At 45.9% G+C, this 21,820-nt stretch carries 11 protein-coding genes, 9 tRNA genes and 6 rRNA genes; all 26 read right to left on the bottom strand.

The window, feature by feature from the left end; all coding sequences use genetic code 11:
* Positions 1 to 114: ribosomal RNA gene (gene rrf / locus JFV29_RS28545) — 5S ribosomal RNA — on the bottom strand; the annotation flags it as partial.
* 116 nt (positions 115 to 230) lie between these two features.
* Positions 231 to 3,161: ribosomal RNA gene (locus JFV29_RS28540) — 23S ribosomal RNA — on the bottom strand.
* 175 nt (positions 3,162 to 3,336) lie between these two features.
* A 16S ribosomal RNA gene (locus JFV29_RS28535) occupies positions 3,337 to 4,887 on the bottom strand.
* 161 nt (positions 4,888 to 5,048) lie between these two features.
* Positions 5,049 to 5,124, bottom strand: a tRNA-Ala gene (locus JFV29_RS28530).
* A gap of 9 nt (positions 5,125 to 5,133) precedes the next feature.
* Positions 5,134 to 5,210: transfer RNA gene (locus tag JFV29_RS28525), tRNA-Pro, on the bottom strand.
* Positions 5,211 to 5,218: 8 nt separating this feature from the next.
* A tRNA-Arg gene (locus tag JFV29_RS28520) sits at positions 5,219 to 5,295 on the bottom strand.
* Between the two features lie 9 nt (positions 5,296 to 5,304).
* Positions 5,305 to 5,393, bottom strand: a tRNA-Leu gene (locus JFV29_RS28515).
* 12 nt (positions 5,394 to 5,405) lie between these two features.
* Positions 5,406 to 5,480 (bottom strand) — tRNA-Gly (locus JFV29_RS28510).
* A 5-nt stretch (positions 5,481 to 5,485) separates the two neighbouring features.
* Positions 5,486 to 5,567: transfer RNA gene (locus tag JFV29_RS28505), tRNA-Leu, on the bottom strand.
* Between the two features lie 9 nt (positions 5,568 to 5,576).
* Positions 5,577 to 5,652, bottom strand: a tRNA-Lys gene (locus JFV29_RS28500).
* A gap of 42 nt (positions 5,653 to 5,694) precedes the next feature.
* Positions 5,695 to 5,770, bottom strand: a tRNA-Thr gene (locus JFV29_RS28495).
* An 11-nt stretch (positions 5,771 to 5,781) separates the two neighbouring features.
* Positions 5,782 to 5,857 (bottom strand) — tRNA-Val (locus JFV29_RS28490).
* 10 nt (positions 5,858 to 5,867) lie between these two features.
* Positions 5,868 to 5,983, bottom strand: a 5S ribosomal RNA gene (rrf, locus tag JFV29_RS28485).
* A 61-nt stretch (positions 5,984 to 6,044) separates the two neighbouring features.
* Positions 6,045 to 8,976: ribosomal RNA gene (locus JFV29_RS28480) — 23S ribosomal RNA — on the bottom strand.
* Between the two features lie 175 nt (positions 8,977 to 9,151).
* Positions 9,152 to 10,704, bottom strand: a 16S ribosomal RNA gene (locus tag JFV29_RS28475).
* Positions 10,705 to 11,128: 424 nt separating this feature from the next.
* Complete coding sequence (gene lysS, locus JFV29_RS28470) at positions 11,129 to 12,622, bottom strand: lysine--tRNA ligase (protein ID WP_201187830.1); 1,494 nt, start codon at positions 12,620 to 12,622, stop codon at positions 11,129 to 11,131.
* A 194-nt stretch (positions 12,623 to 12,816) separates the two neighbouring features.
* Positions 12,817 to 13,815, bottom strand: a complete 999-nt coding sequence (dusB, locus tag JFV29_RS28465; RefSeq protein ID WP_053348971.1) for a tRNA dihydrouridine synthase DusB — start codon at positions 13,813 to 13,815, stop codon at positions 12,817 to 12,819.
* Between the two features lie 24 nt (positions 13,816 to 13,839).
* A complete protein-coding gene (locus tag JFV29_RS28460; protein WP_098177753.1) occupies positions 13,840 to 14,052 on the bottom strand; it encodes a helix-turn-helix domain-containing protein in 213 nt (70 codons plus the stop codon).
* Positions 14,004 to 14,531, bottom strand: coding sequence for a 2-amino-4-hydroxy-6-hydroxymethyldihydropteridine diphosphokinase (gene folK, locus JFV29_RS28455; protein ID WP_201187828.1), 528 nt, complete (start codon positions 14,529 to 14,531; stop codon positions 14,004 to 14,006). Before folK ends, JFV29_RS28460 begins: the two co-directional genes overlap by 49 nt.
* Before the next feature lie 2 nt (positions 14,532 to 14,533).
* The gene (folB, locus tag JFV29_RS28450) at positions 14,534 to 14,893 is read right to left on the bottom strand and encodes a dihydroneopterin aldolase (protein ID WP_201187826.1); all 360 of its coding nucleotides are present in this window, start codon (positions 14,891 to 14,893) and stop codon (positions 14,534 to 14,536) included.
* On the bottom strand, positions 14,886 to 15,731 hold the full coding sequence (gene folP, locus JFV29_RS28445; RefSeq protein WP_201187824.1) for a dihydropteroate synthase: 846 nt from the start codon (positions 15,729 to 15,731) through the stop codon (positions 14,886 to 14,888). Before folP ends, folB begins: the two co-directional genes overlap by 8 nt.
* 162 nt (positions 15,732 to 15,893) lie before the next feature.
* A complete protein-coding gene (gene cysK, locus JFV29_RS28440; RefSeq protein ID WP_201187822.1) occupies positions 15,894 to 16,820 on the bottom strand; it encodes a cysteine synthase A in 927 nt (308 codons plus the stop codon).
* A gap of 129 nt (positions 16,821 to 16,949) precedes the next feature.
* A complete protein-coding gene (locus JFV29_RS28435; protein ID WP_098177756.1) occupies positions 16,950 to 17,846 on the bottom strand; it encodes a peptidyl-prolyl cis-trans isomerase in 897 nt (298 codons plus the stop codon).
* A 19-nt stretch (positions 17,847 to 17,865) separates the two neighbouring features.
* A complete protein-coding gene (gene hslO / locus JFV29_RS28430) occupies positions 17,866 to 18,747 on the bottom strand; it encodes an Hsp33 family molecular chaperone HslO (RefSeq protein ID WP_057217165.1) in 882 nt (293 codons plus the stop codon).
* Positions 18,748 to 18,780: 33 nt separating this feature from the next.
* Complete coding sequence (locus tag JFV29_RS28425; RefSeq protein ID WP_201187820.1) at positions 18,781 to 19,560, bottom strand: type III pantothenate kinase; 780 nt, start codon at positions 19,558 to 19,560, stop codon at positions 18,781 to 18,783.
* Positions 19,561 to 19,742: 182 nt separating this feature from the next.
* The gene (ftsH, locus tag JFV29_RS28420) at positions 19,743 to 21,803 is read right to left on the bottom strand and encodes an ATP-dependent zinc metalloprotease FtsH (RefSeq protein ID WP_082612830.1); all 2,061 of its coding nucleotides are present in this window, start codon (positions 21,801 to 21,803) and stop codon (positions 19,743 to 19,745) included.
* Positions 21,804 to 21,820: the final 17 nt, after the last annotated feature.

The raw sequence follows: 21,820 nt of genomic DNA, 5'->3' as shown, positions 1-21,820 counted from the left end.
CTTGGCGGCGTCCTACTCTCACAGGGGAAACCCCCAACTACCATCGGCGCTGAAGAGCTTAACTGCCGTGTTCGGAATGGGAACGGGTGTGACCTCTTCGCTATCGCCACCAAACAATGTTAACATTTTTTCAAGACATATATTATTATAACGTCTTTTTGAAAAAATGCAAGAAGAAATTTTCATTCCTTCAAAACTAGATAATAAGAAGGTATTTCATTTTTTAAAGCGTGGTTAAGTCCTCGATCTATTAGTATCAGTCAGCTCCACATGTCGCCACGCTTCCACCTCTGACCTATCAACCTGATCATCTTTCAGGGATCTTACTAGCTTGCGCTATGGGAAATCTCATCTCGAGGGGGCTTCATGCTTAGATGCTTTCAGCACTTATCCCGTCCGCACGTAGCTACCCAGCTATGCCTTTGGCAAGACAACTGGTACACCAGCGGTGCGTCCATCCCGGTCCTCTCGTACTAAGGACAGCTCCTCTCAAATTTCCTGCGCCCGCGACGGATAGGGACCGAACTGTCTCACGACGTTCTGAACCCAGCTCGCGTACCGCTTTAATGGGCGAACAGCCCAACCCTTGGGACCGACTACAGCCCCAGGATGCGATGAGCCGACATCGAGGTGCCAAACCTCCCCGTCGATGTGGACTCTTGGGGGAGATAAGCCTGTTATCCCCGGGGTAGCTTTTATCCGTTGAGCGATGGCCCTTCCATGCGGAACCACCGGATCACTAAGCCCGACTTTCGTCCCTGCTCGACTTGTAGGTCTCGCAGTCAAGCTCCCTTGTGCCTTTACACTCTACGAATGATTTCCAACCATTCTGAGGGAACCTTTGGGCGCCTCCGTTACTCTTTAGGAGGCGACCGCCCCAGTCAAACTGCCCACCTGACACTGTCTCCCACCCCGATAAGGGGCGCGGGTTAGAATTTCAATACAGCCAGGGTAGTATCCCACCAACGCCTCCACCGAAGCTAGCGCTCCGGCTTCTCAGGCTCCTACCTATCCTGTACAAGCTGTACCAAAATTCAATATCAGGCTGCAGTAAAGCTCCACGGGGTCTTTCCGTCCTGTCGCGGGTAACCTGCATCTTCACAGGTACTATAATTTCACCGAGTCTCTCGTTGAGACAGTGCCCAGATCGTTACACCTTTCGTGCGGGTCGGAACTTACCCGACAAGGAATTTCGCTACCTTAGGACCGTTATAGTTACGGCCGCCGTTTACTGGGGCTTCGGTTCAAAGCTTCGCTTGCGCTAACCTCTCCCCTTAACCTTCCAGCACCGGGCGGTGTCAGCCCCTATACTTCGCCTTGCGGCTTCGCAGAGACCTGTGTTTTTGCTAAACAGTCGCCTGGGCCTATTCACTGCGGCTTTTCCGGGCTATTCACCCTAAAAAGCACCCCTTCTCCCGAAGTTACGGGGTCATTTTGCCGAGTTCCTTAACGAGAGTTCTCTCGCACACCTTAGGATTCTCTCCTCGCCTACCTGTGTCGGTTTGCGGTACGGGCACCTTACATCTCACTAGAGGCTTTTCTTGGCAGCGTGGAATCAGGAACTTCGGTACTATATTTCCCTCGCCATCACAGCTCCGCCTTAATGGAAACGGGATTTGCCTCGTTTCCGGCCTAACTGCTTGGACGCGCATATCCAACAGCGCGCTTACCCTATCCTTCTGCGTCCCCCCATCGTTCAAACGATGTATAGGTGGTACAGGAATATCAACCTGTTGTCCATCGCCTACGCCTTTCGGCCTCGGCTTAGGTCCCGACTAACCCTGAGCGGACGAGCCTTCCTCAGGAAACCTTAGGCATTCGGTGGAAGGGATTCTCACCCTTCTTTCGCTACTCATACCGGCATTCTCACTTCTAAGCGCTCCACCAGTCCTTCCGGTCTGACTTCAACGCCCTTAGAACGCTCTCCTACCATCGACACCATACGGTGTCAATCCACAGCTTCGGTGATACGTTTAGCCCCGGTACATTTTCGGCGCGGAGTCACTCGACCAGTGAGCTATTACGCACTCTTTAAATGATGGCTGCTTCTGAGCCAACATCCTGGTTGTCTAAGCAACTCCACATCCTTTTCCACTTAACGTATACTTTGGGACCTTAGCTGGTGGTCTGGGCTGTTTCCCTTTCGACTACGGATCTTATCACTCGCAGTCTGACTCCCAAGAATAAGTATTTGGCATTCGGAGTTTGACTGAATTCGGTAACCCGTTGGGGGCCCCTAGTCCAATCAGTGCTCTACCTCCAATACTCTCATCTTGAGGCTAGCCCTAAAGCTATTTCGGAGAGAACCAGCTATCTCCAGGTTCGATTGGAATTTCTCCGCTACCCACACCTCATCCCCGCACTTTTCAACGTGCGTGGGTTCGGGCCTCCATTCAGTGTTACCTGAACTTCACCCTGGACATGGGTAGATCACCTGGTTTCGGGTCTACGACCTCATACTCATTCGCCCTATTCAGACTCGCTTTCGCTGCGGCTCCGTCTTATCAACTTAACCTCGCATGAAATCGTAACTCGCCGGTTCATTCTACAAAAGGCACGCCATTACCCATTAACGGGCTTTGACTACTTGTAGGCACACGGTTTCAGGATCTATTTCACTCCCCTTCCGGGGTGCTTTTCACCTTTCCCTCACGGTACTGGTTCACTATCGGTCACTAGGTAGTATTTAGCCTTGGGAGATGGTCCTCCCTGCTTCCGACGGGATTTCTCGTGTCCCGCCGTACTCAGGATCCACTCAGGAGGGAACGAAGTTTCAACTACAGGGTTTTTACCTTCTTTGACGGACCTTTCCAGATCACTTCATTTACCCCGTTCCTTTGTAACTCCATGTTGAGTGTCCTACAACCCCAAGAGGCAAGCCTCTTGGTTTGGGCTAATTCCGTTTCGCTCGCCGCTACTCAGGAAATCGCATTTGCTTTCTCTTCCTCCGGGTACTTAGATGTTTCAGTTCCCCGGGTCTGCCTTCAGTACCCTATGTATTCAGGTAAAGATACTGTTCCATTACGAACAGTGGGTTTCCCCATTCGGAAATCTCCGGATCAAAGCTTACTTACAGCTCCCCGAAGCATATCGGTGTTAGTCCCGTCCTTCATCGGCTCCTAGTGCCAAGGCATCCACCGTGCGCCCTTTCTAACTTAACCGTTAAAAAAGATCTTACTGATGCTTTGAAAAAATTAATTGCCTTCTATCTATTATCTAGTTTTCAAGGAACAAAGAAGAAAGAATTCCATCACTACGTGATGAGATCTTTCGAATCTGAATGAATTACTCATTCAAAACTGAACAAAACAAAAGCGCTCTCGTATTTATCCTTAGAAAGGAGGTGATCCAGCCGCACCTTCCGATACGGCTACCTTGTTACGACTTCACCCCAATCATCTGTCCCACCTTAGGCGGCTGGCTCCATAAAGGTTACCTCACCGACTTCGGGTGTTACAAACTCTCGTGGTGTGACGGGCGGTGTGTACAAGGCCCGGGAACGTATTCACCGCGGCATGCTGATCCGCGATTACTAGCGATTCCGGCTTCATGTAGGCGAGTTGCAGCCTACAATCCGAACTGAGAATGGCTTTATGGGATTCGCTTACCTTCGCAGGTTTGCAGCCCTTTGTACCATCCATTGTAGCACGTGTGTAGCCCAGGTCATAAGGGGCATGATGATTTGACGTCATCCCCACCTTCCTCCGGTTTGTCACCGGCAGTCACCTTAGAGTGCCCAACTGAATGCTGGCAACTAAGATCAAGGGTTGCGCTCGTTGCGGGACTTAACCCAACATCTCACGACACGAGCTGACGACAACCATGCACCACCTGTCACTCTGTCCCCCGAAGGGGAACGCCCTATCTCTAGGGTTGTCAGAGGATGTCAAGACCTGGTAAGGTTCTTCGCGTTGCTTCGAATTAAACCACATGCTCCACCGCTTGTGCGGGCCCCCGTCAATTCCTTTGAGTTTCAGCCTTGCGGCCGTACTCCCCAGGCGGAGTGCTTAATGCGTTAGCTGCAGCACTAAAGGGCGGAAACCCTCTAACACTTAGCACTCATCGTTTACGGCGTGGACTACCAGGGTATCTAATCCTGTTTGCTCCCCACGCTTTCGCGCCTCAGTGTCAGTTACAGACCAGAAAGTCGCCTTCGCCACTGGTGTTCCTCCAAATCTCTACGCATTTCACCGCTACACTTGGAATTCCACTTTCCTCTTCTGCACTCAAGTTCCCCAGTTTCCAATGACCCTCCACGGTTGAGCCGTGGGCTTTCACATCAGACTTAAGGAACCACCATGCGCGCGCTTTACGCCCAATAATTCCGGACAACGCTTGCCACCTACGTATTACCGCGGCTGCTGGCACGTAGTTAGCCGTGGCTTTCTGGTTAGGTACCGTCAAGGTACCAGCAGTTACTCTGGTACTTGTTCTTCCCTAACAACAGAACTTTACGACCCGAAGGCCTTCTTCGTTCACGCGGCGTTGCTCCGTCAGACTTTCGTCCATTGCGGAAGATTCCCTACTGCTGCCTCCCGTAGGAGTCTGGGCCGTGTCTCAGTCCCAGTGTGGCCGATCACCCTCTCAGGTCGGCTACGCATCGTCGCCTTGGTGAGCCATTACCTCACCAACTAGCTAATGCGCCGCGGGCCCATCTATAAGTGACAGCAAAACCGTCTTTCCATCTTCTCTCATGCGAGAAAAGAACGTATCCGGTATTAGCTCCGGTTTCCCGAAGTTATCCCAGTCTTATAGGCAGGTTGCCCACGTGTTACTCACCCGTCCGCCGCTAATCTCAGGGAGCAAGCTCCCATCGATTCGCTCGACTTGCATGTATTAGGCACGCCGCCAGCGTTCGTCCTGAGCCAGGATCAAACTCTCCGAAGAAATGTTTGACTTGCTCATTTTGCTTTTTTGATAGTGTGTGCTCACTTAAAATTTAACGTTGGCGCTTTGTTTTGTTCAGTTTTCAAAGAGCAATATTTGATTCCTTTAAAGAATCAACTTTTACATCATATCAAAGCTTGTTTAGCTTGTCAAGTTTTTTTTGGTGGAGCCTAGCGGGATCGAACCGCTGACCTCCTGCGTGCAAGGCAGGCGCTCTCCCAGCTGAGCTAAGGCCCCAAAAATCAATGGTCGGGAAGACAGGATTCGAACCTGCGACCCCTTGGTCCCAAACCAAGTGCTCTACCAAGCTGAGCTACTTCCCGAAAAAACATGGTGCGCCCGGCGGGAGTCGAACCTACAACCTTCTGATTCGTAGTCAGATGCTCTATCCAATTGAGCTACGGGCGCATATTAAGATGGTGCCGAGGACCGGAATCGAACCGGTACGGTAGTCACCTACCGCAGGATTTTAAGTCCTGTGCGTCTGCCAGTTCCGCCACCCCGGCATAAATAAATAGTGGAGCGGAAGACGGGATTCGAACCCGCGACCCCAACCTTGGCAAGGTTGTATTCTACCACTGAACTACTTCCGCAAACATGCGGGTGAAGGGACTTGAACCCCCACGCCTTGCGGCGCCAGATCCTAAGTCTGGTGCGTCTGCCAATTCCGCCACACCCGCATAATAAAATGGTGAGCCATGAAGGATTCGAACCTTCGACCCTCTGATTAAAAGTCAGATGCTCTACCAACTGAGCTAATGGCTCATAGAAACTATTTATAAATGCTATATTAAGCTTGTATGAAAATGGTGCCGGCAAGAGGACTTGAACCCCCAACCTACTGATTACAAGTCAGTTGCTCTACCAGTTGAGCTACACCGGCAGGTGTAAAAATGGTGGAGGATGACGGGATCGAACCGCCGACCCTCTGCTTGTAAGGCAGATGCTCTCCCAGCTGAGCTAATCCTCCATATGAAACTGCTTGGCGGCGTCCTACTCTCACAGGGGGAAACCCCCAACTACCATCGGCGCTGAAGAGCTTAACTGCCGTGTTCGGAATGGGAACGGGTGTGACCTCTTCGCTATCGCCACCAAACAATAAAGGAACGTTGTTCCTTCAAAACTAGATAATAAGAAGGTATTTCATTTTTTAAAGCGTGGTTAAGTCCTCGATCTATTAGTATCAGTCAGCTCCACATGTCGCCACGCTTCCACCTCTGACCTATCAACCTGATCATCTTTCAGGGATCTTACTAGCTTGCGCTATGGGAAATCTCATCTCGAGGGGGGCTTCATGCTTAGATGCTTTCAGCACTTATCCCGTCCGCACGTAGCTACCCAGCTATGCCTTTGGCAAGACAACTGGTACACCAGCGGTGCGTCCATCCCGGTCCTCTCGTACTAAGGACAGCTCCTCTCAAATTTCCTGCGCCCGCGACGGATAGGGACCGAACTGTCTCACGACGTTCTGAACCCAGCTCGCGTACCGCTTTAATGGGCGAACAGCCCAACCCTTGGGACCGACTACAGCCCCAGGATGCGATGAGCCGACATCGAGGTGCCAAACCTCCCCGTCGATGTGGACTCTTGGGGGAGATAAGCCTGTTATCCCCGGGGTAGCTTTTATCCGTTGAGCGATGGCCCTTCCATGCGGAACCACCGGATCACTAAGCCCGACTTTCGTCCCTGCTCGACTTGTAGGTCTCGCAGTCAAGCTCCCTTGTGCCTTTACACTCTACGAATGATTTCCAACCATTCTGAGGGAACCTTTGGGCGCCTCCGTTACTCTTTAGGAGGCGACCGCCCCAGTCAAACTGCCCACCTGACACTGTCTCCCACCCCGATAAGGGGCGCGGGTTAGAATTTCAATACAGCCAGGGTAGTATCCCACCAACGCCTCCACCGAAGCTAGCGCTCCGGCTTCTCAGGCTCCTACCTATCCTGTACAAGCTGTACCAAAATTCAATATCAGGCTGCAGTAAAGCTCCACGGGGTCTTTCCGTCCTGTCGCGGGTAACCTGCATCTTCACAGGTACTATAATTTCACCGAGTCTCTCGTTGAGACAGTGCCCAGATCGTTACACCTTTCGTGCGGGTCGGAACTTACCCGACAAGGAATTTCGCTACCTTAGGACCGTTATAGTTACGGCCGCCGTTTACTGGGGCTTCGGTTCAAAGCTTCGCTTGCGCTAACCTCTCCCCTTAACCTTCCAGCACCGGGCGGTGTCAGCCCCTATACTTCGCCTTGCGGCTTCGCAGAGACCTGTGTTTTTGCTAAACAGTCGCCTGGGCCTATTCACTGCGGCTTTTCCGGGCTATTCACCCTAAAAAGCACCCCTTCTCCCGAAGTTACGGGGTCATTTTGCCGAGTTCCTTAACGAGAGTTCTCTCGCACACCTTAGGATTCTCTCCTCGCCTACCTGTGTCGGTTTGCGGTACGGGCACCTTACATCTCACTAGAGGCTTTTCTTGGCAGCGTGGAATCAGGAACTTCGGTACTATATTTCCCTCGCCATCACAGCTCCGCCTTAATGGAAACGGGATTTGCCTCGTTTCCGGCCTAACTGCTTGGACGCGCATATCCAACAGCGCGCTTACCCTATCCTTCTGCGTCCCCCCATCGTTCAAACGATGTATAGGTGGTACAGGAATATCAACCTGTTGTCCATCGCCTACGCCTTTCGGCCTCGGCTTAGGTCCCGACTAACCCTGAGCGGACGAGCCTTCCTCAGGAAACCTTAGGCATTCGGTGGAAGGGATTCTCACCCTTCTTTCGCTACTCATACCGGCATTCTCACTTCTAAGCGCTCCACCAGTCCTTCCGGTCTGACTTCAACGCCCTTAGAACGCTCTCCTACCATCGACACCATACGGTGTCAATCCACAGCTTCGGTGATACGTTTAGCCCCGGTACATTTTCGGCGCGGAGTCACTCGACCAGTGAGCTATTACGCACTCTTTAAATGATGGCTGCTTCTGAGCCAACATCCTGGTTGTCTAAGCAACTCCACATCCTTTTCCACTTAACGTATACTTTGGGACCTTAGCTGGTGGTCTGGGCTGTTTCCCTTTCGACTACGGATCTTATCACTCGCAGTCTGACTCCCAAGAATAAGTATTTGGCATTCGGAGTTTGACTGAATTCGGTAACCCGTTGGGGGCCCCTAGTCCAATCAGTGCTCTACCTCCAATACTCTCATCTTGAGGCTAGCCCTAAAGCTATTTCGGAGAGAACCAGCTATCTCCAGGTTCGATTGGAATTTCTCCGCTACCCACACCTCATCCCCGCACTTTTCAACGTGCGTGGGTTCGGGCCTCCATTCAGTGTTACCTGAACTTCACCCTGGACATGGGTAGATCACCTGGTTTCGGGTCTACGACCTCATACTCATTCGCCCTATTCAGACTCGCTTTCGCTGCGGCTCCGTCTTATCAACTTAACCTCGCATGAAATCGTAACTCGCCGGTTCATTCTACAAAAGGCACGCCATTACCCATTAACGGGCTTTGACTACTTGTAGGCACACGGTTTCAGGATCTATTTCACTCCCCTTCCGGGGTGCTTTTCACCTTTCCCTCACGGTACTGGTTCACTATCGGTCACTAGGTAGTATTTAGCCTTGGGAGATGGTCCTCCCTGCTTCCGACGGGATTTCTCGTGTCCCGCCGTACTCAGGATCCACTCAGGAGGGAACGAAGTTTCAACTACAGGGTTTTTACCTTCTTTGACGGACCTTTCCAGATCACTTCATTTACCCCGTTCCTTTGTAACTCCATGTTGAGTGTCCTACAACCCCAAGAGGCAAGCCTCTTGGTTTGGGCTAATTCCGTTTCGCTCGCCGCTACTCAGGAAATCGCATTTGCTTTCTCTTCCTCCGGGTACTTAGATGTTTCAGTTCCCCGGGTCTGCCTTCAGTACCCTATGTATTCAGGTAAAGATACTGTTCCATTACGAACAGTGGGTTTCCCCATTCGGAAATCTCCGGATCAAAGCTTACTTACAGCTCCCCGAAGCATATCGGTGTTAGTCCCGTCCTTCATCGGCTCCTAGTGCCAAGGCATCCACCGTGCGCCCTTTCTAACTTAACCGTTAAAAAAGATCTTACTGATGCTTTGAAAAAATTAATTGCCTTCTATCTATTATCTAGTTTTCAAGGAACAAAGAAGAAAGAATTCCATCACTACGTGATGAGATCTTTCGAATCTGAATGAATTACTCATTCAAAACTGAACAAAACAAAAGCGCTCTCGTATTTATCCTTAGAAAGGAGGTGATCCAGCCGCACCTTCCGATACGGCTACCTTGTTACGACTTCACCCCAATCATCTGTCCCACCTTAGGCGGCTGGCTCCATAAAGGTTACCTCACCGACTTCGGGTGTTACAAACTCTCGTGGTGTGACGGGCGGTGTGTACAAGGCCCGGGAACGTATTCACCGCGGCATGCTGATCCGCGATTACTAGCGATTCCGGCTTCATGTAGGCGAGTTGCAGCCTACAATCCGAACTGAGAATGGCTTTATGGGATTCGCTTACCTTCGCATAGGCTTGCAGCCCTTTGTACCATCCATTGTAGCACGTGTGTAGCCCAGGTCATAAGGGGCATGATGATTTGACGTCATCCCCACCTTCCTCCGGTTTGTCACCGGCAGTCACCTTAGAGTGCCCAACTGAATGCTGGCAACTAAGATCAAGGGTTGCGCTCGTTGCGGGACTTAACCCAACATCTCACGACACGAGCTGACGACAACCATGCACCACCTGTCACTCTGTCCCCCGAAGGGGAACGCCCTATCTCTAGGGTTGTCAGAGGATGTCAAGACCTGGTAAGGTTCTTCGCGTTGCTTCGAATTAAACCACATGCTCCACCGCTTGTGCGGGCCCCCGTCAATTCCTTTGAGTTTCAGCCTTGCGGCCGTACTCCCCAGGCGGAGTGCTTAATGCGTTAGCTGCAGCACTAAAGGGCGGAAACCCTCTAACACTTAGCACTCATCGTTTACGGCGTGGACTACCAGGGTATCTAATCCTGTTTGCTCCCCACGCTTTCGCGCCTCAGTGTCAGTTACAGACCAGAAAGTCGCCTTCGCCACTGGTGTTCCTCCAAATCTCTACGCATTTCACCGCTACACTTGGAATTCCACTTTCCTCTTCTGCACTCAAGTTCCCCAGTTTCCAATGACCCTCCACGGTTGAGCCGTGGGCTTTCACATCAGACTTAAAGAACCACCTGCGCGCGCTTTACGCCCAATAATTCCGGACAACGCTTGCCACCTACGTATTACCGCGGCTGCTGGCACGTAGTTAGCCGTGGCTTTCTGGTTAGGTACCGTCAAGGTACCAGCAGTTACTCTGGTACTTGTTCTTCCCTAACAACAGAACTTTACGACCCGAAGGCCTTCTTCGTTCACGCGGCGTTGCTCCGTCAGACTTTCGTCCATTGCGGAAGATTCCCTACTGCTGCCTCCCGTAGGAGTCTGGGCCGTGTCTCAGTCCCAGTGTGGCCGATCACCCTCTCAGGTCGGCTACGCATCGTCGCCTTGGTGAGCCATTACCTCACCAACTAGCTAATGCGCCGCGGGCCCATCTATAAGTGACAGCCGAAACCGTCTTTCCATCTTCTCTCATGCGAGAAAAGAATGTATCCGGTATTAGCTCCGGTTTCCCGAAGTTATCCCAGTCTTATAGGTAGGTTGCCCACGTGTTACTCACCCGTCCGCCGCTAATCTCAGGGAGCAAGCTCCCATTGATTCGCTCGACTTGCATGTATTAGGCACGCCGCCAGCGTTCGTCCTGAGCCAGGATCAAACTCTCCGAAGAAATGTTTGACTTGCTCATTTTGCTTTTTTGATAGTGTGTGCTCACTTAAAATTTAACGTTGGCGCTTTGTTTTGTTCAGTTTTCAAAGAGCAATGTCTTTCGGAACAGCTTATTTATAATAACACATTTCATTACTTGGAGTCAACAACTTTTTAAAACTTTTTTAAAAGTTTGTAATCCATTTGAAACTCGTTCGTAACAACAGATATAAATATAACATCATTAGGTTAACTGCGCAATACCTTTTATAAAGTTTTTTTGAGATAATATTGTTTTTCTTTCATGCCTTAGAATTCAATCAATAAATAGCCTGTTAAATTATTATTAAAAAACAAAAACCGAACTGGACTGCCCGAGGACCAAGAGCTATGCTCTATGGATCCTCAGGCCCAACTCGGTTTCCTTTTTTACTCTTCATATATTATTAGCGATGTCTCATTAACGGGAATAACAGGACATCACGGATTGAAGGTGAATTGGTTAATAGCATAACTAGTCGGTCAACACCAATTCCCAATCCACCAGTTGGTGGCATGCCGTATTCTAAGGCTTCCAAGAAATCCTCATCCATTTCATGAGCTTCATCATTACCTTGCTCACGCTCTTTTAATTGAGCTTCAAAGCGTTGACGTTGATCAATAGGATCATTAAGTTCCGTGAAAGCATTTGCATGCTCTCTACCCACAATGAATAGTTCAAAACGATCAGTAAAACGGGAATCTTCCGGATTTTTCTTAGCTAATGGAGAAATTTCTACCGGATGTCCATAAATGAACGTAGGTTGAATTAATTTGTCTTCTACCTTCTGTTCAAAGAATTCATTTACAATATGGCCAAACTCCATGGATTCCTTCACTTCAATGCCATTGTCTTTAGCAAGCTGCTGTGCCTCTTCCTTACTCATGTGAGTCCAGAAGTCTACACCTGTGTATTCTTTTACAGCGTCAACCATGTGAAGTCGTTTCCATTCTGGTTTTAATTCTATCTCATATTCTCCATATTGAATGGTTGTTGTACCCAGAACTTCTTGAGCAATATGAGCAACCAGGTTTTCTGTCAGACTCATAATATCCTTATAATCCGCATAGGCCTCATATAATTCAATTAGAGTGAATTCTGGATTATGTCTTGTAGATACACCTTCATTTCTGAATACACGGCCGATTTCATAAACTTTCTCTAACCCACCGACAATCAGGCGTTTTAGATGAAGTTCAATAGCAATCCTCAAGTTCAATGGCATATCAAGCGCATTATGATGAGTAAGGAAAGGGCGCGCAGCAGCTCCACCTGCAACAGAGTGTAATAGCGGCGTTTCCACTTCCAGATATCCATGATCGTCTAAATAACGTCTCATAGCCTGAACAATTCGACTGCGCATGATTAAGGTGTTTTTGCTTTCCTCATTTGTAATTAAATCCACATAACGTTTCCGATAACGTTCTTCGACATCCTTCAGACCATGAAACTTATCAGGTAGCGGGCGAAGCGCTTTGGCAAGGAACACAAAGTCATTAGCTTTAATAGAAAGTTCTCCAACTTTTGTTTTAAAGATAACACCAGTGATCCCTACGATATCGCCAAGATCCGTTTGGTTGAATAACTTGTATGAATCTTCACCAATTTTATCTAAACGAACGTAGATTTGGATTTGACCGCTGATATCCTGAATATGAGCAAATCCTGCTTTCCCTTTCCCACGTTTAGTCATTACACGACCTGCAATCGTAACCTCGATCTCTTTTTCCTCTAGTTCTTCTTTCTCTAATTCACCATATGTGCTTACAATCTCCTGGGCGTTATGGGTACGTTCGAATCTGCTCCCAAAAGGGTCTTGTCCATTATCAATCATGGCCTGCATTTTATCGCGTCTTACCTGCAGTTGGTCATTTAATTCTTCATGACTCACGAAAATCATCTCCATCTCTATTAATAAAAAACTTATATAATTATTGAGGATTTCTTTTGCATACGTATTTATTCTTACATAAAGTAAAGGAATTCAACAGCTTTTTATCTTAAAATCTTGTTTATGTACATATAAAAACTGCCAGGATTACTGGCAGTTTTAGATAAGCGTATTATAGGAAAACAGGAAGGTAATGTCAAACATCAGACCATTTGAATATTCTGTTGCTTCGCTTCAATATCATCAACAAGTCCATAAAGAAGGCTTACAACATCTTCTCTTGTCTCACAATCATTAATGCCTTTACGAGCATTAGCATTCCCTTTAACACCCTTTAGGTACCAAGAAGCATGCTTGCGCATTTCACGGACAGCAACATTTTCATTTTTCAATGCAATTAGTCGATCCATGTGAAGAACGCAAACATCCATTTTTTCACGAACTGTAGGCTCATCCATCAGTTGTCCTGTTTCTAAATATTTAACAGTACGGTAGATCATCCAAGGATTACCTAGAGCTGCACGGCCAATCATGACTCCATCGACACCAGTCTCTTTTAACATTCTCTCTGCTTCCTGAGGTGTTTCCACATCACCGTTCCCGATAAGGGGAATATTAATGGATTTTTTCACTTCACGAATGATATCCCAGTTAGCTTTTCCTTCATACATTTGAACTCGAGTTCTACCATGGAGAGAAACTGCTTTACCACCTGCACGTTCCACAGCTTGAGCATTTTGAATAGCAAAGATATGTTCCTCGTCCCAGCCCATACGCATTTTAACAGTAACTGGCTTTTCAACAGCATCAACAACCGCTGAAACCATCTCATAAATTTTATTCGGGTCTAGTAACCATTTTGCACCAGCATCACATTTGGTGATCTTCGGAACAGGGCAACCCATATTTATATCAATGATGTCGGCATTTGTATTTTTATCTACAAACTGTGCAGCTTCTACCAATGATTTCTTTTCACCACCAAAGATTTGCAAGCTTAGCGGCTTCTCTCTTTCATCTATATAAAGCATATTCATCGTTCTTGCATTTTGAAGAACGATTCCCTTATCACTGACCATCTCCGCGCAGACTAATCCAGCACCAAATTCTTTGACCGTCAAACGGAATGCTGAGTTACATACTCCAGCCATCGGTGCAAGCACTACTGGATTCTTCATTTCAATATCGCCTATTTTTAACACGGTGTGGCCTCCTATAACATTCTTTCATTTATCCTCAGGCGGTCTAAGCTCCTCAATGGAAACACGGAGCACATCCGCCACTTCTATTAAAAACGACTCTGAAGGATTGCGGTTCCCTCTTTCGACTTCTCCTAGTAAGGAAACAGAAACGCCAATTTCTTTCGCAAACCCTTCTTGGGTAAATCCCTTTAACTTTCGAAAAGCGCGAATACGCCTTCCCCATTTTTCGCCTTCCATAATCGAACTCCTTCTTTATCCGGAATCTGTTCAAGCAGGCCGCTCAAAGGTGTATACATTTGCGGAAGTTTAATATCAGGGTCCACTTCCATTAAAGGCACGAGCACGAATGCTCTTTCTTGCATCCGAGGATGTGGGACTGAAAGAATCTCTGTCTCAATATTTTCATGATTATATAACAAAATGTCAAGGTCTAAAGTACGGGGTCCCCATCTAACTTCCCTTTTTCTTCCTAATCCTTGTTCAATCTGCATACAAGTTCGCAGTAACTCCTCTGGCTTTAAATCCGTTTTCACTTTAAAAACAGCGTTTAAAAAACAATCCTGATCAGCGTATCCGACTGGGTCTGTTTCGTATAAAGACGAGCAGGCAACCAACTCGATGTGTGCGTTTTCAGCCAATAATTGGAAAGCGCTTTGGATGGTGACTAGGCGATCTCCTAGATTCGATCCAATTGAAAGGTACGAAATATTTACCACCGTCAGCGCCCTCTTACAATTTCTACAGCAACCGATTCATAGTGCCCTGCTATAGGTGGATCTGGTTTATAGACTTTCACGGTGCACTTCTCAATTGAAGAAAACTTATTAAGTAATTCTGAGGCAATCTCTTCGGCAACGGCTTCCACTAACTTAAACGGCTTCCCTTCAACAACGCCTTTACAAACTTCATATAACTCTCCATAATTTATTGAGTCCTCTAGTTCATCACTCTTCCCCGCCTTGGCTAAATCGGCCTCTACAATCAAATCCACTTTAAACCGCTGCCCAAGCTTCGTTTCTTCCGGAAACACACCATGATAACCATAAAACTCCATTTTATTCACAAAAATTTTATCCATTGAAACCACCTTTTCCTAAAAGAGCATCCATCATCTTAGCGGTGCGTGCCATTTCCTTAACGTCATGAACACGTACCATTTGACAGCCTTGTTGAATTCCATTACAGATTGTGGCAGCCGTACCTTCCACTCGCTCACTAGGCGGCAAATCGAGAACATGTCCAATCATGGACTTTCTTGATGTCGCAAGAAGCACAGGGTAACCTAATGATACCAGCTTATCAAGATTCCTCATCATTTCCAAATTTAACTTTAAGTCTTTCGCAAACCCTATGCCGGGGTCGAGAATGATATTTTCATCCTGAACTCCCGCTTTCTTTACAATCGTGATGCTTTCAAACAAATCTTGAAGGACATCCCGGACAAAATGACGATAATCCATTTTGTCCCGGTTATGCATTAAAATAATCGGCACCTGATACTTTGCTGCAACACTTGCCATCATGGTATCAGCCTTTGCCCCCCAAATATCATTTAATATATGCGCTCCTGCTTTTACTGCTTCCTCTGCAACCCTAGACTTATATGTATCGATTGAGATTGGAACTTGAATATTACGGGAGATAGCCTCAATGATAGGGGCTACTCTCTCTATCTCTTCCTCATCCGAAATCCGCTCATAATTAGGACGGGTGGACTCTCCGCCAATGTCCAAAACATCAGCTCCGTCCTTAACCATCTGTTCAGCATGCTTCAAAGCAGCATCTACCCGGTTATATTTCCCGCCATCCGAAAAGGAATCTGGCGTAACATTTAAAATCCCCATAATTAAGGTCTTCTTGCTGTAATCCAATTCAAATGAACCACATGTAATCTTTAAAGTATCAGATAATGACATCCAGCGTTCTCCTTCACCAAAAAAATCTATATATACGAGTTTACCTATTTACATAGGTAAAGTGCAAGCACCTTAGAGAATAGAAAAAATCTGTTAGTCTTTACTACAAAAAAGAAAAGCAAAGCCCCTATAGGAACTTTGCTTCTCGTTTAATGGTTAATCTTACTCAAAGTTATATAACGGTGTACTTAAGTAACGTTCACCATTACTTGGTATGATAGCAAGTACCTTTTTGCCTTTTCCAAGTTTATCAGCTACTTTAATAGCCGCAGCGATGGCACCACCAGAAGAAATTCCACCAAGGATCCCTTCTTCTTTGGCTGCACGACGTGCGTAATCAAACGATTCCTCTGTATCAACTTGTATGATTTCATCGTAAAGATCAGTATTTAAAATACTTGGGATGAAGCCTGCGCCGATTCCTTGAATTTTATGTGGCCCTGGTTTCCCGCCAGATAATACAGGAGAATCTGCAGGCTCAACAGCGTAGATTTTAATGTCAGGGTATTTTTCACGTAGCACTTCTCCCGCACCTGTAATTGTTCCGCCAGTACCGATTCCTGCAATAAATGCATCCAGACCATCGTCACCAAAAGCTTCTACAATTTCAGGACCAGTAGTGTTACGGTGCACTTCAGGATTTGCTTTGTTTTCGAATTGCTGTGGAATAAAGTATCCTTTTTCTTTAGATAGCTCCGTTGCCTTAGCAATTGCGCCTTTCATTCCTTCTGGTCCAGGTGTAAGAACTAACTCTGCTCCATAAGCACGAAGCAAGTTACGACGTTCCAAGCTCATTGTTTCTGGCATAACAAGGATAGATTTATATCCTTTTGCTGCAGCTACCATTGCAAGCCCTATTCCAGTGTTTCCGCTTGTAGGTTCAATGATCGTATCACCTTGTTTAAGGTCTCCGCTTTTTTCTGCCGCTTCAATCATCGCAAGAGCGATTCGGTCTTTTACACTACTGCCCGGGTTAAAATACTCAAGTTTCAAATAAATATCTGCACTGTTTTCACTTTGAAGCTTGTTTAATTTTACAATAGGTGTTTGTCCAATCAAATCTATTACAGAATTAGCTATACGTGCCATGTTCTCCACTCCTTATCATCCCAATACCGAGTATGTTTATTGGTTTTATTAATTTAAAGTTACCAGTTTTAATAGTTCATTGTCAATGATTATCTACTATATTCTAAATTTTCTTTCACAACTATTGACCTATTTCTGTTCTTTCAATCCATAAAACCATTCTACATCTAATTCGTCCCAAAAAATCTTTCCGGAAACCGGTGACTGAATCTGTTCAAGAGCTATTTGGCGGTGAATTTGGTCTTTAACTTCATCATACGTATATTGATTGCCCTCTATTTTTTCATGCAAATAGAGAACAGCCCACCCTTCATCTGTTTCTACAGGACCACTCCACTTATTTACCTTTAATTTCTCTGCAGCTGTAATGTATTCCTTAGAAACTTGCTCGTTATCTTGCGATATATATCCCAAGTCGCCCCCTTGATTGGCAGTAAATTCATCAAGGGACTTTTCCATTGCTAAAACAGCAAACGAAACGCCTTTCTCCAACTCATTAATGATTTGATCTGCTTGCTTTTTTGTAGACGAGGTAATATGAGAAATATGATACGTAGTAGGGATTCGGTATATATCCTTATTGTCATCATAATATTTCTGCATCGCCGTTTCGGAAACCGAAACGTCCTTGGTAAGCAACTTCTCAAGCAGGAGACTCGATTGAATTTCCTGCCTCAATTGATCTGTACTTTTATTAAGAGTCTGGCCGGCGGTTCCATACATCGTTTTCATCATTTTAAGTTCCCGATCAACCTCTTCATCCGAAGTTTTCACTTTGTATTTTTCTGCAGCTTGTTTCACTACCTCTTTATCGACCATTTCCTCAAGAACATCTTCCCCGTATCTCTTTTCGAGTTCATTAATCCATGCTTCCCGGGAAATATCTGTAGATCCAATCTTTGCAACCGTTTCTTCCCCAATAACGGATTTTGAGATGATTAATGGTTTTATAACAAAGATAACGATAGTCAATAGGTTCAACAAGGCAAGGCCGGCAATAATTGCCCGAAGCTTTTGTTTAGGCAAAACCCTTTTCCCCCGTCAATTATTTTTTGGTTTCTGCTTCTAATTCCTCAAGGTCTTCTTTCGAGAACTGGTAGGTCTCATTACAAAAATGGCATTGTGCCTCTGCATGTCCCTCTGTCTCAATAATATCCCGAATCTCATTTTGTCCAAGACTAATCAATGCATTGGCAATTCTCTCCCTTGAACATTGACAGGAGAACTCGACATCCATTTTTTCTAAGATTTTCACATTACCCTCACCTAAAATCTCCGTTAGGATTTCCTCTGGAGTCAGGCCATTTTGAATCATTTTAGAGACAGGAGTTATCGTGCTTAGTCGACTCTCGATTTTAGAAATCGTGTCATCGGATGTACCAGGCATTAGTTGAATGATAAATCCACCTGCTGCAAGTATCGAATTATCCGGATTCACCAGAACCCCAACCCCCACTGAAGAAGGCACCTGTTCGGAAGTTACAAAATAATAAGTGAAATCTTCTCCTAATTCTCCCGATACAAGCGGTACTTGTCCTGAAAAGTGATCACGCAGACCAATATCTTTCACAACTGTCAACAATCCATCAGTACCAACCGCTCTACTGACATCTAACTTTCCTTGTTTATTCAGGTCAAAGTGGGTTTGAGGATTTGTCACATATCCCCGCACTTCGCCCTTAGCGTTACTGTCGACAAGAATTGATCCAATTGGACCTCCGCCTTCGATTTTAATCGTCAGCTTTTCTTCACCTTTTAACATGCCGCCCATCATCACGCCTGCCGTCATTGCACGCCCAAGGGCTGCGGAAGCAGTAGGCCATGTATAATGGCGTCGCTGAGCTTCTCCTACGGTATCCGTTGTTGAAACAGCATATGCCCGAACCTGTCCTTCATAGCCTAACGCCTTTATTAGATAATCCTTCATTTGTTGTGCTCCTTCCATGCTGTGATTCCTTCTTTATTTCTTCACTTGCTCACGATTACGTTTATAAATCAGCTGCAATCCTTTTAAGGTCAAAAATGGTTCAACAACGTCAATCACAGTAGACTCATTAGCAATTAAGGTCGCTAGTCCGCCAGTAGCTATTACCGTTGGCTCTAGATTACTTTGTGCTTTAATTCGATTTACGATTCCTTCTACCTGCCCGACATACCCATACAAAATGCCTGCCTGCATAGCGGATACTGTATTTTTCCCAATAACCCCATCAGGACGATTAATTTCTATTCTTGGAAGCTTGGCTGCTTTTGAATAAAGTGCTTCTGTAGAAATGTTAATACCCGGGGCAATGGCTCCACCCATGTATTGTTTATCCTCATTTATATAGCAATATGTCGTTGCCGTGCCAAAATCCACGATAATGAGAGGGCTTCCATATTCCTGAATGCCTGCAACAGCATTAACAATTCGGTCTGCTCCCACCTCACGGGGATTTTCGTATTTAATATTCAATCCAGTTTTTATTCCAGGTCCCACTATAAGCGGTTTTATACCAAAGTATTTTTTACACATGCGTTCAAGTGCAAACATAATTGGCGGTACAACTGAAGAAATGATGATGCCATCGAATTGATCAAACGAAAGACCTTCATGTTGTAGCAAAGACTTTATGACCATTCCATACTCATCTTCTGTCTTATTACGGCTCGTCTCAATTCGCCAATGATATTTTAAAATATCTTCATCGTATACGCCCAATACAGTATTCGTATTCCCAACATCCAATACAAAAATCATCGTAATCATCACTCCGGTAAATTATTCTCCCACATCATACCACACTGTTATTTCCCACGCTATTAGTCAAACTTTTCGAGAGGTAAAAAAATCCAATCAGATTTTTCTTAGCCCCACATATTTATTTAAGGGTTAAGAAAAGGGTATTTCCGAGGCGGAAATACCCTTTTGAATTAGTCAACTTAAGACTTTTTATTGTCATCTTCGTTCGGGAAGGAAAGCGGCTGATCTTGAGGTGTTCCTTCTTTGATTGGAGGAGTATTCAATCCTTCCTCCGTTACTTCAAGGTCCTCAGGTCCTCTCTTATCCAATGGATCTAAAAGAGCTTCTTTTTCTTCCTTCTTCGTATTGATGTTTACCTTGACATTCTCATCAGTAGTTAAATTCCCATTTAGCGCGGTATAATCCCGTTCTGGCAATTTACCGTTATGGAATAAACCTTTGATTTGTTCAGCATCAAGTGTTTCTACTTCAAGCAAGGTTTTGGCAACCAAATCAAGTTTTTCACGATTTTCAGTAAGAATTTTCTTACATCTTTCGTATGCTTCTCTAATGATACGTTGAATTTCAAGATCAATTTCATATGCTATTGCATCTGAATAATTTTGATCATTATTGAAATCGCGGCCTAAGAAGACCTGACCTTGTGAATTACCGAATTGAAGAGGTCCAAGCTTACTCATACCATATTCCATAACCATGCTACGGGCTATGCCTGTTGCACGTTGGAAGTCATTATGAGCTCCGGTACTCACTTCACCGAATGTAACTTCTTCGGAAACCCGGCCACCTAAAAGGCCAACAATCTTATCTTTTAGTTCAGGCTCCGTCATGAAGAAACGATCTTCTTTCGGAAGCATTACTGCATATCCACCAGCTTGACCACGAGGGACAATCGTAACTTTATGAACCACTTCGGCATCATCAAGAACCAATCCGATAATAGTATGGCCTGCTTCATGCCATGCTACAATATTCCGTTCTTTTTTAGAAATAACACGGTTTTTCTTAGCAGGTCCGGCAATAACGCGATCCGAGGCTTCATCCAAATCGGACATGTCGATCTTCTTCTTATCTTGACGTGCTGCTACAAGAGCTGCTTCATTTAGTAAGTTTTCAAGATCGGCACCAGAAAATCCAGGTGTACGCTGAGCTATTGCTTTTAAATCAACAGTCTCCGCTAAAGGCTTGTTACGTGCATGGACCTTCAGTACTTCTTCACGGCCTTTAACATCCGGGCGGCCAACCGTAATTTGACGGTCAAAACGTCCAGGGCGCAATAGTGCCGGATCTAATACATCAGCTCGGTTTGTCGCGGCGATAATAATGATACCTTCATTTCCACCGAAACCGTCCATTTCTACAAGTAATTGGTTTAGCGTTTGTTCACGTTCATCGTGTCCGCCACCAAGACCAGCGCCACGTTGACGTCCTACTGCATCAATTTCATCAATAAAGATGATACATGGTGCATTTTTCTTAGCATTTTCAAACAAATCACGAACACGTGATGCACCGACCCCTACAAACATTTCAACAAAATCAGAACCACTGATTGAGAAGAAAGGAGTACCGGCTTCACCAGCTACTGCCCGGGCAAGTAAAGTTTTACCTGTACCAGGAGGTCCCACTAAAAGTACTCCTTTTGGAATACGGGCACCGAGCTCGGCATATTTGCGAGGATCTTTTAAAAATTCAACGACCTCTACAAGTTCCTGCTTTTCTTCGTCCGCTCCAGCAACATCATTGAAGCGTACTTTTTTCTTATCATCATTATACAATTTCGCCTTACTTTTCCCGAAGTTCATGACGCGACCACCGCCGCCACCTTGAGCTTGGTTAAGTAAAAAGAAGAAGAGGATAAAAATGATTACAAATGGAATAATGGAAGTGAAAAATGTCACCCAGCCACTTGTCTTTTCTGGAGGTTCAACAGTGATGATGTCTTTACCTAACTTAGTTACGGCATCATTAATTCGACTCTGCGAATATTCACTGAAAGGCACGTACGTCACAAAGTATTTGTTTTCCTCATAACCTTTGAGCTTCCCTGTGATTTCAAACACACTGCTTTCGGGCTGCATCGTTAGTGATGTAACGTCCCCACTCTCCAAATGCTTATAGAATTCATCTTGGGTCATTTTCTGTGTTGGTTCATTGTTATTATTAAAGATGCTTACAATCCCAATGATGACCAAAAAGATCAGTAAATAAAATATGGTATTACGGAAGATCCGATTCATCCCTTACCTCCTCCCAC

It is taken from the genome of Peribacillus sp. TH16 (assembly GCF_016651095.1).
GTDB lineage: Bacteria > Bacillota > Bacilli > Bacillales > DSM-1321 > Peribacillus > Peribacillus butanolivorans.
This window is presented reverse-complemented; position numbering and strand designations above follow the sequence as displayed.